Genomic DNA, 13748 nt, shown 5'->3' with positions numbered 1-13748 from the left:
CATTTGCGGATTTTACATACGGCTGACTGGCATCTAGGAAAAACCCTTGAAGGAAGAAGCAGGCTGAGTGAACAGGCGGATGTATTGGACGAACTGAATACAATCGTAAAGGAAGAGCAGATCGATGCTATTGTGATGGCGGGAGACGCGTTTGATACCGTGAACCCGCCGGCTTTAGCCGAGCAGTTATTTTATGAAAGCCTGTCCGCTCTCAGTGACAGAGGAAAGCGCCCGATCGTTGTCATTGCCGGAAACCATGATAATCCTGACAGATTGTCCGCTGCTTCACCGCTGACACATGAGAACGGCATTTATTTAATCGGCTATCCGACAACTGAACCGCTTCATATAGAAGTGCCTTCAGCAGGTGAGCTTTTGGCTGTCGGAGCGCTGGCATACCCGTCTGAGGCACGGTTAAATGAGGTTCTTTCCGATACATTTGATGAGAAGCTTCTCCGTGATCACTATGATGTGAAAATCAGTCAGGCATTTGAACAGATTACAAGCCGCTTCCGAAAAGACGCCGTAAAGATTGCCGCCAGCCATATTTATGTTGCGGGCGGCAACCAAACGGACTCGGAGCGGCCGATTGAAGTCGGCGGCGCTTATACGGTGGCCGCTGAAAGCCTGCCGGCGGATGCCGCTTACGTGGCGCTTGGCCATTTGCATCGGCCGCAAACGATTAAACGGGCGCGAACGCTTGCGCGGTATTCTGGATCTCCGCTGGCCTACAGCTTTTCTGAGGCAGGCTACGCCAAATCGGTGACCATTGTAGACGCAAAGCCTGGCGAAGAGGCCTCATGGCATGAGGTTTTATTATCAAGCGGCAAGTCTCTCGTGAAATGGAAAGCGCAAAATGGTTTAAGCGAGGTATACAGCTGGCTCGATGAAGGCAGGGATCAGAATGCCTGGATTGATCTTGAAATCCGTGTGACGGACCAGCTGTCACTTGAAGACATTCACAGACTGCGAAAAGCACATCCGGGCTTTATCCATATCAGGCCGGTCTTTGAAGAACAAAATAGTGAGCGCGAACGGATCGAGGTTAAGCATGTGTCCATCGAAGACCGTTTTAAGAAATTTTATGAAAAACAGACAGGCGGCGCAGTGCCGGATGATGAAATGGTGAAGCTGTTTTTAGAGCTTGCATCAGGCGCAGAAGATGAGGAGGAAGCAAGATGAAGCCGATCGCCTTAACGATAAAAGGGCTCCACAGCTTTAGGGAGGAGCAGACGATAGATTTTGACAGCCTTTCCGGTGCGGGTGTCTTCGGTATTTTCGGGCCGACAGGAAGCGGTAAATCCTCGATCCTTGATGCGATGACCCTTGCTTTATACGGAAAGGTAGAGCGGGCGGCGAACAATACGCACGGGATCTTAAACCATGCGGAAGATTCGCTGACTGTTTCCTTTACCTTTGCGCTTCAGACCAATCATCAAACCTCTTACAAAGTCGAGCGTGTGTTTAAGAGAACGGATGAAATGAAGGTGAAAACAGCACTTTGCCGTTTCATCGAGATCAAGGATGAGCAAACTGTGCTTGCTGATAAGGCCAATGAAGTGAACAAAAGAGTCGAGGAGCTCTTGGGGCTGACCATCGACGACTTTACGAGAGCGGTTGTGCTGCCGCAAGGGAAGTTTGCTGAATTTCTTTCCTTAAAAGGGGCGGAACGCAGGCATATGCTTCAGCGTTTATTCAATTTGGAACAGTATGGAGACCGCCTTGTGAAAAAGCTGAGACGGCAGGCGCAGGAAGCCAATGCGAGAAAAAACGAAATGCTTGCAGAGCAATCGGGTCTCGGCGAGGCGAGTTCAGAAGCGGTTGAACAAGCTGAACAAGCGGTTGAACAAGCGGAAGCCAAACTGGAATCAGTGAGAAAAAATCGTGATCAAATAAAAGAACGGTTTGCGGAGCATCAAGAGATCTGGAATGTCCAAAAGGAAAAAATCGTTTATGAAGCAGAGAAAAAGCGGCTTGAAGAGGAAGAACCGCATGTCGGCAGCATGCAAAAACGCCTGGCGGAAGCGGAAACAGCAGCCGCTTTAAAGCCGTATGCGGACCGGTACTTGGAAGCGGTACAGCATGAGGAGAAGGCCGCGAGGGAAGAAGTGCTTGCCCAAAAGGATTTAACAGAACGCACCGCTTTCTTTCAGCAAAAGAATGGAGAATATGAAGCGTGGCGCCGCCATAAAAGCGAGAAAGAGCCAGAGCTTTTAGCTGAGCAGGAACAGCTCTTCCGCTTGCAGGAGATCGAAATCAAATTGAGAGAGGCCCAGCAGGAGGCAGAGCGCAAACAGGCTGAACTTCAGCAGAAGGCCGAAAATCTTCAATCTGTCATGAAGGAATTAGAAACCGTAACAGACCGTCTTACAAGGGGACAAAACAGACAGACGGAATTAAAACAGCAGCTCAAAACCTTGCAGGTAACCACTGATGAGCGGAAAAGCTGCCAGCAGGCCGCTGAAATGGTTTTGCGGATCAGACAGACTGAGGAGCAGCTGGCAAAAGAGAAAAAACGCATTGACGCATTGAACCTTGTATTACAGAAGATGAATGAGGAAAAGAACACACTCGTTCAAAAGGCTGAAGCGGAAGAAAATAAAATCATACAGGCATATGAGGCTGTTCAAGCTGTGTATCATATGGTCTGCGAGACGGAACGATCACTCATGCGAACTGCTGATCAGGCAAAACAGCGACAAAACACACTTCACACTCAGCGTGAGAAAGCAAGAATGGCGGCACTAACTAAAGAGTTATCGGAAAAACTGATTGCCGGAAAACCTTGCCCGGTCTGCGGTTCAACCGATCATGACCCGTCTGCCTCAGCACATGGGACATATGAGCCGGATCACAATGTTGAAGCAGAAATCAAACAGACAGAAGATTTGCTGTCAGAAACGGCGGCGCTCAGTCAGGAGATTCTTTCTGCCAAAATCACACTTGAAGAGCAGTCCGCCCGCTTTCTCGAGCAGTGTCCGTTTTTGAAATCGATTCAAGCGCCGACTCTTGAGGCAGCTGCTTCCTGCGAGAATCAGCCGGTGCAGGAAGCTTTTCATGCCGCAAAAATTGAATGGAAGCAAATCAAACAGGACATCCTGTCAGTCAAAACACGAATGACCCAAATGATTGGCGCATATCAGGAATCATTAAAAAAAGTCGAGCAGCTTAATGAAAGAATGAGTTTTGAAAAAAGAGAGGCTGACCGTATTGGCAGCATGATCGCAGAGCTTCAGTCCTCGATGGACAGCCAGCAGAAGATGTTTCATGAAGCATTTGAAGGCCAATCCCTGGATGAAGCGGAAAAATGGCAGCAAGCCATTGAAGAAAAGGATCGGGCCGCGGAAGAGTGCGAGAAACGAATTGAACGCAGTATCGCTTTTCTTTCTGAGCATGAGTCACAAAAGGAGCGGCTGCGGGAATCGAGCCATCAGCTTGAAAGGGAAAAACTGGAGCTTCACTATGCCGCAGAACGTACGAAGGGCGTCGTAGCTGATTATAAGCAGGAACTCGGAGACTATGTAAAAGAGGATTCCATCCAAACGAAGCTCCGCTCAGTTCAGCAGGATCTGAAATGTTTAAAGGAAAAAGAACAATCTCTATATGAAGAGCTGCAAAGCGCCCAAATGATGCTCAATCAGGCAAAAAGCCGCGCTTCAGCAAGCGAGCATACGCTTAAGGAAGCGGAAGAAAGGTTGAAAAAAGCGGAAGCGGATTGGCTTGAACATGCGAAAAGCACCAGCTTTGTCCGGGCTGACGAGGTGGAGCGCAGTCTCATCCCAGCCGATGAGCTTGAAAAGATCAAAGGCAGCATTGACCAGTTTCTGGATAAATGTAAGCAAAATGCCGCAAACTTAAAACGTGTGTCTGATAAGCTCGCCGGCAGATCCTTATCCGAAAGTGAATGGAACGAAACCGTCACGTCCTTAAAAGAAGCCGAGGAGGCATTTGGGACTGCTATGGAAGAAAAAGGAGCGGCGGCCAAAGCACTGGCTGTGATCCGCGACCATCACAAACGTTTCAATGAAATTGAAGCTGAGCTGAAAAAATGGCAGACCCATATCGACAGGCTGGACAAGCTTCAAGCAGTGTTTAAAGGCAATACGTTCGTTGAATTTTTAGCTGAGGAACAGCTTGAAAGTGTTGCACGGGATGCGTCAGCACGGCTCGGCGTGCTGACAAGACAGCGTTATGCCATTGAAGTGGATTCAGAAGGCGGATTTGTGATGCGGGATGATGCCAATGGAGGTGTTAAGCGCCCGGTATCAAGCTTGTCAGGAGGGGAGACCTTCCTTACCTCGCTTTCTCTTGCTCTCGCACTTTCTGCGCAGATTCAGCTTCGCGGTGAATACCCGCTTCAGTTCTTTTTCTTGGATGAAGGGTTTGGAACGCTTGACCAAGATCTGCTTGATACGGTTGTCACTGCCTTGGAAAAACTGCAGTCAGACAATCTGTCTGTCGGCGTGATCAGCCATGTGCAGGAACTGCGGGCGCGGCTTCCGAAAAAGCTGATCGTACATCCGGCTGAACCTAGCGGACGCGGCACAAGGGTAACACTTGAGATGATGTAAGGGGGACGCGGATGTGGCAAAACAGACTGTCGGGATATGTGAGCTATGCGGCCGGAGCGATGTCCAGCTGACAGAGCACCACCTCACACCGAAGGAAGAAGGCGGAACGTTCCTGCCGACTGCGATGCTTTGCATCCCTTGCCATAAACAGGTCCACGCCTTGTATACAAATCAGGAGCTGGCAGTTCGACTGTCCGGAATAGAAGCGCTCAGAAACGATCCGCAGCTTGCCCGGTTTGTTAAATGGATCAGAAAACAGCCGCCTGAAAAGCTGATTAAAATAAAGAAGTCCAATGAACGGAAAAAGAAAAAATAAAAAGCAGCCCTCTCTTTGCAGAGCGGCTGCTTTTTATCCGTTTCCAACCATATCCTGATCGCTGACATCGGGGTCTATATAATTTGTCGCGTTGACTGCATTGTTTAAAAGAAGGAAATCTCCCGTGTTTCCTGCTCCCGAACCGAGCGCAGATTTTGAAGAGCTTTTCGGAGAAAGGTAAAAGGAATCACCAAAGTTCACGACTCCGCCCGATATGGAATTGATAGCTATAGGCCCGACAATTGCTGGCATAGACGACACCCTTTATAGAAGTCTCTGTTTATTATATGCCCGTGCCGGACGATTGTGAGTTTGGAGGGAGAATCTGACGGATATGTTTAATCCGCGCGTCGCCGCGTACGACCGAAGCTGAGCCTGCATGAAAAACGGAAGAGGATGAGACCCCTTGAATTTTGATATTGCGGACATGAATGACAGGCACCTCATGGCAAAAAGCGGTTTGCACGCCCGTTTCCGGAAGAAGCTTCACAGCGTGCTGATCAAAAATAGGGTACTCCTTTCTGTTAAATGAGCCCTCATTTTCATAAAACGTTGAAAGCGAGCGCTGAACAGCGAGCACTTTTATTTTCATATCAATTTCGTTTGTATCGCCTGCTTGAAATACGCTTGATATACCGAGCGAGTTAAATTTAATCTGTCTGATGCGTGATATACGCTTAAGCATGATTCGACGGCAGCGGAGCAAACGGACCGATAATAAGAGATTCAGGCGGCGTATCGAAAATAGACGATAAATAGATGGATTCTGCGTCTCCAATTTGGAAAACAGAGGAACTGGATACACCGTTCATTCGGATATCCCCGACTTCCAGGCTGCGGTTGACGACGGTAAAGATCATGCTTGCTCATCTCCTTTCATCTCGGAGGGGATATGTTCGAGAAAATGTTCCACAGCACGGATCACGTCACGCTTCACATGCTCAGCGATATGTTCCGCATATTGTTTGGGCGGCGTGTTTTCTTCTTTTTTGATATGGGACATATAATAGTGAATCCGGCTGTCTATTTGTTTTCTGATGTCCTCAATTACATGATGCCGATTTGTGTCGTCAAGCCTGCTGTCATATTGGTTTTCTAGCTGCTCCAAAACAGCCGGGATTTCCTCGGTTAAGTACATGTCGACGTTCTGCCGGATTTGCTGCATGAGCTGGGCGCTCTCTTCCTGCTGCATCATTCCGATTTCCGGTGTAGTCTGGCTCACTTCAAAGTTTTGAACGCTGTTCGGGTCTGTCGGATTTAAACCGATATTCAGCGTGCCGTCGAGCCGTTCGATTTTCAGCTGATCAAATTTATATTCCACACGCTCAATGGTTGTGGCCGGCCGCTGTTTCATCGTATTCATTTCAGTTTGCATCTCTTTCAGCTGGCGTTCGAGCTGCTGAATATGCAGCGCCTGCTGCTGAACGAAGGAATTCAAATTTTGCAAGTAAGAGGAAATGGATTGATCATACATGTTCTTTCACCTCTCATCTTATTATTAACGGCCAGGGGGCTGGAGCGGCACCAATGATCCTGTATCGGGCCCTTCCGATTCAACCTGTTCCCCTGAAGCGGAAACCTCAGGTGCGGGTTCCACATAGCTGCCCGTATTATACAAGTTTGAAAGAGACTTAATAGATCCGGCGCTCCCGATTTGCAGTATGGAGGAGTTGCTGATTGATTCCAGCCGGAGATAGTTAATTTGGATGGTTTGATTGATATAAAAATTCATGAAGCACCGCTCCTTTACGCATTGCCTGCGATCGGCTGATCAACCACATCATTGTCGTACACATTCGTTGCGTTTTTATAATTCATCACCTTCAGACTGTCACCGGTATTAAAGCTGCCTGCCCCGGCAAACGTTCTGACCTCGGCTTGAGGAGAAATGGTAATGCAGTCTCCGATATGAACGACTCCGCTCGTACCGACCGCATTAATTTTAAACGCTCCGACAATTGCCGGCATACGAGCACATCCTTTGTTGGAAAATTGAAAAAAGGCAGGTGAAGTAAGGACAAGATTTGTTTGTGCTGGGCTATTCACGATAGCTTATGACAAACGCACATTTGTGTGAGAGAAAATTAAATGGGGACATGCCGGAGAGATTTAAAAAAAATCCGTTTATTTTTTCCAGATGAAGGTTTAAACATTTCAGAAGCTGGGTATTGTCTATGGCCAAGCGGAAATGCGGCGATGCTGCCGCTGTCCGCCTGCGTGATTGTATATTGTTTTGCGTTGGTGTATGTGCAAAAGAGGTACAGGAAATGTCTTTCGGAGTAATTCGTGCTGCTGGAGTGTTATCTGCCGTGATGTTTCATGCTGATCCAGAAAGGGTCTGCTGTATTGTTCAACATGTTGTTTTCGGGCGGCAAATTCTCGACCTGAAGCATGTCTCAGGATGTTGATGAGCAATAGCGGCGGGTGAGGCGGGAAGCCTTTAAATACATATCATATGATCACACACGGGCGTTTTGCCCCCAAGAGGTGATTTCTTCTTTAATTCGAATATTGAGCAGACTGTCCAGCTCTTGGCTGCATTGAATCGTTTCTTTCGAATTCATACCGTATTTTTGTGCTGTTTCAATTAGCATAACTCTCATTTCTTCAATTTTTGTATTCATGAAACAATCTCCAATTCTAGATTTTATTTTGATGCATACTGGATATAGATAGTATAACCTATTTTGGCTGAAAAGGTTGCCTTTCGTCAATTTGACTAAAAAAGCGACAATTTTTGCTGCGGTCTTTTTGACTTGCTCTGGTGGAGAAAGGACTATAGTCTCGCCAGGTGTACTTGTAAAAAGTCCTGCCGCTCTTCGATTTCGCGCAGGATATTTGCTTGCTCCTTCTCTAATTGTAAGGGGCTTTTTTTCATATGCGGATCATCGCTTGCTCTTTGACAAATGTCAAAATGCCAGTCCCTGATAAACGGAGACAGACGGTCAATCGTAAACTCCCGGCTCAGCACGTTTTTCATTAGCGCGTGATATTGTGCCCGGAAAGCTGGGATGGAGAGAAGTCTTGACGCAAGTGTACGGCCGTTTGTCAATAGAGGGTCTTCTTCTGTAAATCCGTATGCGGCAAGCGCTTTTGTTTCCATTGGAGCGATGTGAAAGCGGCCGGCCTCGTTCAAACAAAAGCTGTAATAAAAGGCTTGGCGGGTGCAGGCGCTGCCGATCAGCCACAGGAAAAACAGCTTTACATCAAGATACATTTTAATTCGTTCGGCAAATTCGTCATCCTCCGCTTTACAGATCAGCGTGAGAAATTCACGTAAGTATGCGGTGCGCTGTCTGTTTTCAATGGAAGCTTCGTGTTTGAAAACAGACAGCGGAACCCTCGGATCGGTATCCTTCACTTCATAAATGGCTCCTTTCGGAAGCCGGCGATTCTCATCGAGCCCATCAATTTTTAAATAAATGCCTTCCCTTTGGCCATTGATGATCAGAAAGATGTAAGAAGCATCCTGGGAAGCGACGCCGATTTGATGAAAAAAACAATAAGCAAGCCTGCGCCGCATCAGTGAAGGATCATCTTGTTCCGCATTCAGATAAAACTTTTTTTCACCGAGCGGAGACTGATCACAGTTTATTTCATAGGACGCCTTTTGCAGGCTGTCACGCTGTGTGAGAAGAATGGGAGAAACGATTCTGTCTGTCATCATCAGTCCTTTGGCAGTCCCCGTTCTGTTAAGCTGCTGCCGACGAAAAAATAAATGTATGCTTTCCATATTCTTTCCTCCTCCTCAGAAGCCATTTGTATGATATGTACAGCGAGCCAGTCCCGAAACGGGAATGAAAACACGCATTTGATAAAAAGGAATTTCAGCATTCGACAGAGAATAACTGAAGTAGAACTCTGATTTAAAAGATGATGGAGGAATAACATGAAATTTGCGACAGGGGAACTTTACAACCGAATGTTTGTCGGCCTGATCATTGAAGATGATAAAATTATGGACTTGCAAAGGGCTGAAAAAAAACTGTTTGAACTTGAGACGATTCCGAGTTCGCTGATTGAGTGTATCGCAGAAGGGGATAAATTTGTTGCGCATGCAAGGCAGCTGGCCGAGTGGGCGAAGAAACCAAATGATGAGCTTGGATCATTTATTTACTCATTATCTGACGTGAAGCTCCATGCGCCTATTCCTAAGCCGTCAAAAAATATCATGTGCATCGGCAAAAACTATAGGGATCACGCAATTGAAATGGGCAGCGAGGCTGACATTCCGGAGCATCCGATGGTATTTACAAAATCGCCTGTAACAGTCACTGGCCACGGTGATGCGGTAAACAGCCATGAGGAGGTCACCTCTCAGCTCGATTACGAAGGAGAGCTTGCTGTCGTCATCGGAAAAAGCGGCACCCGCATTTCAAAAGAAGAAGCTTATGACCATATTTTCGGATATACGATTGTGAATGATATCACGGCGCGGGATCTGCAAAAAAGACATAAGCAGTTTTTTATCGGAAAAAGTCTGGATACGACATGTCCGATGGGACCTGTGCTTGTACATAAATCGTTAATTCCCGATCCGGAGCGCCTTAAGGTTGAAACGAGGATCAACGGTGAGCTGCGCCAATCCGGCTCGGCAAGCGATATGATTTTCTCTGTCGCGGAATTAATCGAAACTCTTTCAATGGGGATGACGCTTGAAGCGGGGGACATCATTGCGACCGGCACGCCGTCTGGTGTAGGAAAAGGCTTTACACCGCCGAAATTTCTGCGGCGAGGCGATCAAATCGACATCACGATTGAACCCATCGGAACGCTGTCAAATCAAATCGGCTGATCATAAGGAGGGCGGCACAGGAACCGCCCGCTTTTTCTGTGAATCATCTTTGTAGCAAGGGACAAGTTCGTGGTACTATAAGTGGGGTAATGTTATCTGATAGGGGGAACATGTATGACACACATGCATATTACATCATGGGTGGTAGCGCTGATCCTGCTTTTCGTCAGCTACTCGCTGTATTCATCAGGAAGTGCGAAGGGCGCCAAAATCACTCATATGATTCTGCGGTTATTCTATATCATTATTATTTTGACAGGTGCTGAGCTGTTTGTCCGTTTCGCCAACTGGAACGGGGAATACGCTGGAAAAATGCTGCTTGGCATTATCACCATCGGCCTGATGGAAATGCTATTGATCCGCAAGAAAAAAGAAAAATCAACTGGCGGACTGTGGATCGGCTTTATCATTGTCCTTGTGCTGACAGTGCTGCTCGGTCTTCATCTGCCGATTGGATTCCGATTATTTTAATAGAAAAAGCTTGAACCCGGTTCTAAAGAGAATCGGGTTTTTTTATATGGTTCCTCCCTGATATTCCAAATCATTTAAAATAACCTTAAAATTCCCTGTAAGCGGTATCTCGGCCTATGAAATTATGATACTCTTCAAAAAGATTCATTATTTTACAGGAGGGATAACATGAAACGAAGAAAATTCAGCTCTTTTTTGGCGGCAGTGCTCATTTTCGCACTGATCTTCAGCCTTTTTTCTCCAGGCACCAAAGCAGCTGCTGCCGGAACCATTGATGTAGCTGGTGTGCTGGAAAAAGGAAAAGAACAAACGGGAACCATGAAGGAACCGGAGCAGGCGAAATGGTATCAAGTGAATCCGGGAAAGGCAGATATTCAGAAAGACTCTCATATGGCACTGACTGTTAAGAGTGATGCTGTTCTGAATGTATCTGTCTACCCAAGCAAGGAAAAAGCGCTTAAAGATGAGACGTTTGACATGTACCGTTCCTACACAGCAGAGGATGGAAAGAGTGAAATTGTTTTTCCTTATGCATGGAGCGGCCCTTACTATGTAAAGGTTGAGAACCTTGGGGAAGAGGAAACGGAAGACGGAGGAAGCGCAGAAGCAGCTGCCGAAGCCAAATATACGATTGGATATACAGGCACCAAAAAGCAGCCCTCAGATCTGGAAGAGGCAGAAGCCTGCCCGGTGGAAATGAGTGTCGATCAGAAAAAATCGGGAAAAGGCATTCTGGCAAAACTGAGAGCGATTCGTGATGAGCAGCTCAGCCAAACAGCAGAGGGCAAAGAACTGACAAGCCTTTACTACAAAGCGGCTCCATTTATTGCTGCAAAACTCGCACTCAATAAAACAGAGAGAAATGAAGTCTATCAAGATCTTGTGACGTTAAAACCGATGTTTGACGATGTGTCAGAAAATGGCGCAGCGTCTGCATATAAGGTAACCGAAAAGGATCAAAAAGCAATCAATCGGTTATATGAAACAGCTTTACAATCCGTTCCGTCTTTCCTGAAAAGGGATATAAAGAAACAGGCGGAGCGATTAAACATCACAAAGCTTGAGGGCAAGACGGCAGGAGCGGTTTTATCTGAAAACAGCCTGGCGGCAAAAAGCGAAGTTCAGACAACAAAGGTGATTTTTAAGGTAAAAGACAATAAAAGCCTCTCATCAGTACATAACGAAATGAAGGGCTTTTCTGCCAGCGCGCAATCGAAACAAGACATTTCCAATGTGAAAAAGGCAAAGAAACTGTTTGACAACCTCTACTCTTTTGAACTACCGAAGGATCAAAAGCAAAGCGGGACATACACGGCAAGCGCAAAACGTGTGAAAAGCGCTGCCGCGACATTATCCAAAATGTCTAACGTAGAATTTGCTGAACCGGTTCAGGAATACAAAAGCATGTCTAACGACGTTCAGTACTCTTACCAGTGGCCGCTTAGAAACAATGGTGAAAACGGCGGCATCAAAAATGCAGATGTCAAATATGAGCCTGCCAGCACATTGCTGTCCAAGCGCAAGCTGAACGATACATTGATTGCGGTTGTGGACACAGGTGTAGACAGTACGCTTGCTGATTTAAAAGGGAAAGTAAGAACCGATCTGGGACACAATTTTGTGGGACGGAATAACAATGCAATGGATGATCAAGGGCATGGAACGCATGTCGCCGGCATTATCGCCGCCCAAAGTGATAACGGCTATTCCATGACTGGCCTGAACGCCAAAGCGAAAATTATACCGGTTAAGGTGCTTGATTCAACAGGCTCCGGAGATACTGAACAAATTGCCCTCGGCATCAAATACGCAGCTGACAAAGGAGCAAAGGTCATTAACTTAAGCTTAGGCGGAGGCTACAGCCGCGTGCTTGAATTTGCTTTGAAATACGCGGCTGACAAAAACGTCCTGATTGCGGCAGCCAGCGGAAATGACGGAGCCAATTCCTTATCTTACCCAGCTTCCTCTAAATATGTCATGTCAGTCGGAGCGACGAACCGCATGGATATGACAGCAGACTTTTCTAACTACGGGAAAGGTCTCGACATCAGTGCGCCGGGTTCTGATATCCCGAGCTTGGTGCCGAACGGAAATGTGACGTACATGAGCGGAACGTCCATGGCGACGCCTTATGCGGCAGCTGCGGCAGGGCTGCTGTTTGCGCAAAATCCGAAACTTAAAAGAACAGAAGTAGAGGAACTCCTGAAAAAGACAGCGGACGATATTTCCTTTGAAAGCGCCGACGGTGAAGAAGAGGAAATGTATGACGATAATGGCGATCCAATCGAAATTCCCCGCATTCCAGGAGTTGACTGGCATTCCGGATACGGCCGGCTGAATGTGATGCAGGCTGTCAGCGCTGTTGATTTACAGGTGAAGGTCAATAAGCTGGAAAGCACGCAAACAGCCGTCAGAGGAAAAGCGAAAGAAGGCACGCTGATCGAGGTGATGAGCGGCAAGAAAAAACTCGGCAGTGCCAAAGCGGGAAAAGACGGTACATTTAAAGTCAGCATCCCGACTCAGAAACAAGATAAAGTCCTGCATGTGAAAGCCTCAAAAGGCGATGCAAAAACATCCATACAAGTGGTTGTCGTGAAAGGAAAACCATCCGGCACACCGAAAGTAAAGGCTGTCAAAACGAAAGACACAGCAGTAAGAGGCACGGCCAACAGCAAAGCGGTGATCAAAGTGAAAAACAAATCGAAAAAAGTGATCGCTTCTGGTAAAGCTGACGCAAAAGGTGCCTTTACGGTAAAAATCAAAAAACAAAAAGCCGGTACGGTGCTGTACGTCACGGCAGCTGATACGGATAAAAAAGAAAGCAAGGCTATAAAGGTTGTTGTAGAAAAATAAAGAAAAAGCGGTGCTGAAGCACCGCTTTTTTATTTGCGTCCCCGCTGGACCGCTGAATACATAATGGAACGTTTTCCATCGGAAGCCGTCCATTCGAACCGGTCGCCAGCCGCTCCTCTGCTGTAATGGTGCTGCAGCGCGCATTGGGCGGTATCATTTGAAAAGTGATAAAAGGAAACACCCTGTTCCTCTGAGATATTCGAAAAGACCTCTTTATTATAAGAAAACACGCAATCGAATACCGATAAACCAAAGCTGTGCAAATGCTGCAAAAAAGCGAGAAAGGTTTCATCATCCAGTGAATCCAGAAGCGTCATAAGCGGACGTTTTACCGATTTTTCATAGCGTATGCATTCTCCGCCGGAAAGGGAGATGTCTTCTCCGCAACATGTCAGAACCATTTTGTCCTGGAAATCGGCCTGCTCCCACTTCCCTTCGCGCTGAATCCAGATCGGTCTGTTTTGAAGACTTTCCGCCAGCAGCACTTCACCTTCCTGGTTTTCGATTAAGCATATGCCTTCTTCGACCAGAATGGTGCCGTATTCCCATTTCTGTTCATCTTTATATAGAAATTGTTTTCGTTTCATAAATGAAGTGCTCTCCTTTTTTCTTCGTTCCTCTCTTTTCTTTCCAATACAAGCCTGTCCCATACAACTCTTTTGTGGACAAATCAACTATCTGTCTATAGATGCATAAACTTACTAAGGTGCTGAAAGAAACGAATTTGATACCGAAAGAAACG

The 13748-nt window shown here is 46.8% G+C and carries 16 protein-coding genes; 7 read left to right on the top strand and 9 right to left on the bottom strand.

Annotated elements, in window-relative coordinates; genetic code table 11:
* The first annotated feature begins 3 nt into the window (after positions 1–3).
* From sbcD to KXD37_RS12885, 3 genes are read left to right on the top strand one after another with little or no spacing between them, the layout of a single operon-like run.
* Positions 4–1182 carry an exonuclease subunit SbcD gene (gene sbcD / locus KXD37_RS12895; RefSeq protein WP_106020584.1) on the top strand — a complete coding sequence of 393 codons (1179 nt, stop codon included), beginning with the start codon at positions 4–6 and terminating at the stop codon, positions 1180–1182.
* The gene (gene sbcC / locus KXD37_RS12890) at positions 1179–4571 is read left to right on the top strand and encodes an exonuclease subunit SbcC (RefSeq protein WP_263463604.1); all 3393 of its coding nucleotides are present in this window, start codon (positions 1179–1181) and stop codon (positions 4569–4571) included. The genes sbcD and sbcC overlap by 4 nt, the downstream gene beginning before the upstream one ends.
* A gap of 13 nt (positions 4572–4584) precedes the next feature.
* The gene (locus KXD37_RS12885) at positions 4585–4887 is read left to right on the top strand and encodes a hypothetical protein (protein ID WP_103672325.1); all 303 of its coding nucleotides are present in this window, start codon (positions 4585–4587) and stop codon (positions 4885–4887) included.
* Between the two features lie 33 nt (positions 4888–4920).
* Here the strand turns inward: KXD37_RS12885 and KXD37_RS12880 are convergent, their stop codons facing one another.
* The 6 genes from KXD37_RS12880 to KXD37_RS12855 are packed head-to-tail and all read right to left on the bottom strand — an operon-like array spanning position 4921 to position 6855.
* Complete coding sequence (locus tag KXD37_RS12880) at positions 4921–5139, bottom strand: spore germination protein (RefSeq protein ID WP_010333667.1); 219 nt, start codon at positions 5137–5139, stop codon at positions 4921–4923.
* A gap of 31 nt (positions 5140–5170) precedes the next feature.
* Positions 5171–5572: a spore germination protein GerPE gene (locus tag KXD37_RS12875; protein WP_095713668.1), complete on the bottom strand. Its 402-nt coding sequence runs from the start codon at positions 5570–5572 to the stop codon at positions 5171–5173.
* Positions 5565–5747 (bottom strand): spore germination protein GerPD, encoded by a 183-nt coding sequence (gerPD, locus tag KXD37_RS12870; protein WP_024120844.1) that lies wholly within the window; start codon positions 5745–5747, stop codon positions 5565–5567. Before gerPD ends, KXD37_RS12875 begins: the two co-directional genes overlap by 8 nt.
* Entirely contained in the window at positions 5744–6361 is a 618-nt protein-coding gene (locus tag KXD37_RS12865; RefSeq protein ID WP_101860848.1) for a spore germination protein GerPC, read from the bottom strand. The genes gerPD and KXD37_RS12865 overlap by 4 nt, the downstream gene beginning before the upstream one ends.
* A gap of 24 nt (positions 6362–6385) precedes the next feature.
* Complete coding sequence (locus tag KXD37_RS12860) at positions 6386–6619, bottom strand: spore germination protein GerPB (protein ID WP_024120846.1); 234 nt, start codon at positions 6617–6619, stop codon at positions 6386–6388.
* 14 nt (positions 6620–6633) lie between these two features.
* Positions 6634–6855 (bottom strand): spore germination protein, encoded by a 222-nt coding sequence (locus tag KXD37_RS12855; protein WP_010333672.1) that lies wholly within the window; start codon positions 6853–6855, stop codon positions 6634–6636.
* A gap of 206 nt (positions 6856–7061) precedes the next feature.
* Here KXD37_RS12855 and KXD37_RS12850 point away from each other — a divergent pair, with 206 nt between their 5' ends.
* Positions 7062–7295: a hypothetical protein gene (locus KXD37_RS12850; protein ID WP_255003953.1), complete on the top strand. Its 234-nt coding sequence runs from the start codon at positions 7062–7064 to the stop codon at positions 7293–7295.
* A gap of 51 nt (positions 7296–7346) precedes the next feature.
* Here KXD37_RS12850 and KXD37_RS12845 read toward each other — a convergent pair whose 3' ends face one another.
* Entirely contained in the window at positions 7347–7511 is a 165-nt protein-coding gene (locus tag KXD37_RS12845; RefSeq protein WP_024120848.1) for an aspartyl-phosphate phosphatase Spo0E family protein, read from the bottom strand.
* Between the two features lie 152 nt (positions 7512–7663).
* The gene (locus KXD37_RS12840; RefSeq protein WP_255003956.1) at positions 7664–8620 is read right to left on the bottom strand and encodes a CotH kinase family protein; all 957 of its coding nucleotides are present in this window, start codon (positions 8618–8620) and stop codon (positions 7664–7666) included.
* 156 nt (positions 8621–8776) lie between these two features.
* Here KXD37_RS12840 and KXD37_RS12835 point away from each other — a divergent pair, with 156 nt between their 5' ends.
* From KXD37_RS12835 to KXD37_RS12825, 3 genes are all read left to right on the top strand, one after another.
* Positions 8777–9682 carry a fumarylacetoacetate hydrolase family protein gene (locus KXD37_RS12835; protein ID WP_151174910.1) on the top strand — a complete coding sequence of 302 codons (906 nt, stop codon included), beginning with the start codon at positions 8777–8779 and terminating at the stop codon, positions 9680–9682.
* Positions 9683–9796: 114 nt separating this feature from the next.
* A complete protein-coding gene (locus KXD37_RS12830; RefSeq protein ID WP_044156468.1) occupies positions 9797–10153 on the top strand; it encodes a YisL family protein in 357 nt (118 codons plus the stop codon).
* 168 nt (positions 10154–10321) lie between these two features.
* A complete protein-coding gene (locus KXD37_RS12825; protein WP_255003960.1) occupies positions 10322–13006 on the top strand; it encodes a S8 family peptidase in 2685 nt (894 codons plus the stop codon).
* A gap of 29 nt (positions 13007–13035) precedes the next feature.
* On the opposite strand, the gene KXD37_RS12820 is transcribed toward KXD37_RS12825, so the two are convergent.
* A complete protein-coding gene (locus KXD37_RS12820; protein ID WP_024120853.1) occupies positions 13036–13593 on the bottom strand; it encodes a DUF2777 domain-containing protein in 558 nt (185 codons plus the stop codon).
* Between the last annotated feature and the right edge of the window lie 155 nt (positions 13594–13748).

Origin of the sequence: Bacillus sp. XT-2 (assembly GCF_025696525.1) — a bacterium.
Classification (GTDB): Bacteria; Bacillota; Bacilli; order Bacillales; family Bacillaceae; genus Bacillus; species Bacillus halotolerans.
Note: the sequence above shows the minus strand (reverse complement) of the source record. Positions and strands in the feature narration are given on the sequence as shown.

Excerpts from the sequence above, each read along its gene's own strand:
- sbcC (WP_263463604.1), top strand. The coding sequence starts at position 1,179 with ATGAAGCCGATCGCCTTAACGATAAAAGGGCTCCACAGCTTTAGGGAG.
- KXD37_RS12880 (WP_010333667.1), bottom strand. The coding sequence starts at position 5,139 with ATGCCAGCAATTGTCGGGCCTATAGCTATCAATTCCATATCGGGCGGA.
- KXD37_RS12875 (WP_095713668.1), bottom strand. The coding sequence starts at position 5,572 with ATGCTTAAGCGTATATCACGCATCAGACAGATTAAATTTAACTCGCTC.
- gerPD (WP_024120844.1), bottom strand. The coding sequence starts at position 5,747 with ATGATCTTTACCGTCGTCAACCGCAGCCTGGAAGTCGGGGATATCCGA.
- KXD37_RS12865 (WP_101860848.1), bottom strand. The coding sequence starts at position 6,361 with ATGTATGATCAATCCATTTCCTCTTACTTGCAAAATTTGAATTCCTTC.
- KXD37_RS12860 (WP_024120846.1), bottom strand. The coding sequence starts at position 6,619 with ATGAATTTTTATATCAATCAAACCATCCAAATTAACTATCTCCGGCTG.
- KXD37_RS12855 (WP_010333672.1), bottom strand. The coding sequence starts at position 6,855 with ATGCCGGCAATTGTCGGAGCGTTTAAAATTAATGCGGTCGGTACGAGC.
- KXD37_RS12850 (WP_255003953.1), top strand. The coding sequence starts at position 7,062 with ATGGCCAAGCGGAAATGCGGCGATGCTGCCGCTGTCCGCCTGCGTGAT.
- KXD37_RS12845 (WP_024120848.1), bottom strand. The coding sequence starts at position 7,511 with ATGAATACAAAAATTGAAGAAATGAGAGTTATGCTAATTGAAACAGCA.
- KXD37_RS12840 (WP_255003956.1), bottom strand. The coding sequence starts at position 8,620 with ATGGAAAGCATACATTTATTTTTTCGTCGGCAGCAGCTTAACAGAACG.
- KXD37_RS12835 (WP_151174910.1), top strand. The coding sequence starts at position 8,777 with ATGAAATTTGCGACAGGGGAACTTTACAACCGAATGTTTGTCGGCCTG.
- KXD37_RS12830 (WP_044156468.1), top strand. The coding sequence starts at position 9,797 with ATGACACACATGCATATTACATCATGGGTGGTAGCGCTGATCCTGCTT.
- KXD37_RS12825 (WP_255003960.1), top strand. The coding sequence starts at position 10,322 with ATGAAACGAAGAAAATTCAGCTCTTTTTTGGCGGCAGTGCTCATTTTC.
- KXD37_RS12820 (WP_024120853.1), bottom strand. The coding sequence starts at position 13,593 with ATGAAACGAAAACAATTTCTATATAAAGATGAACAGAAATGGGAATAC.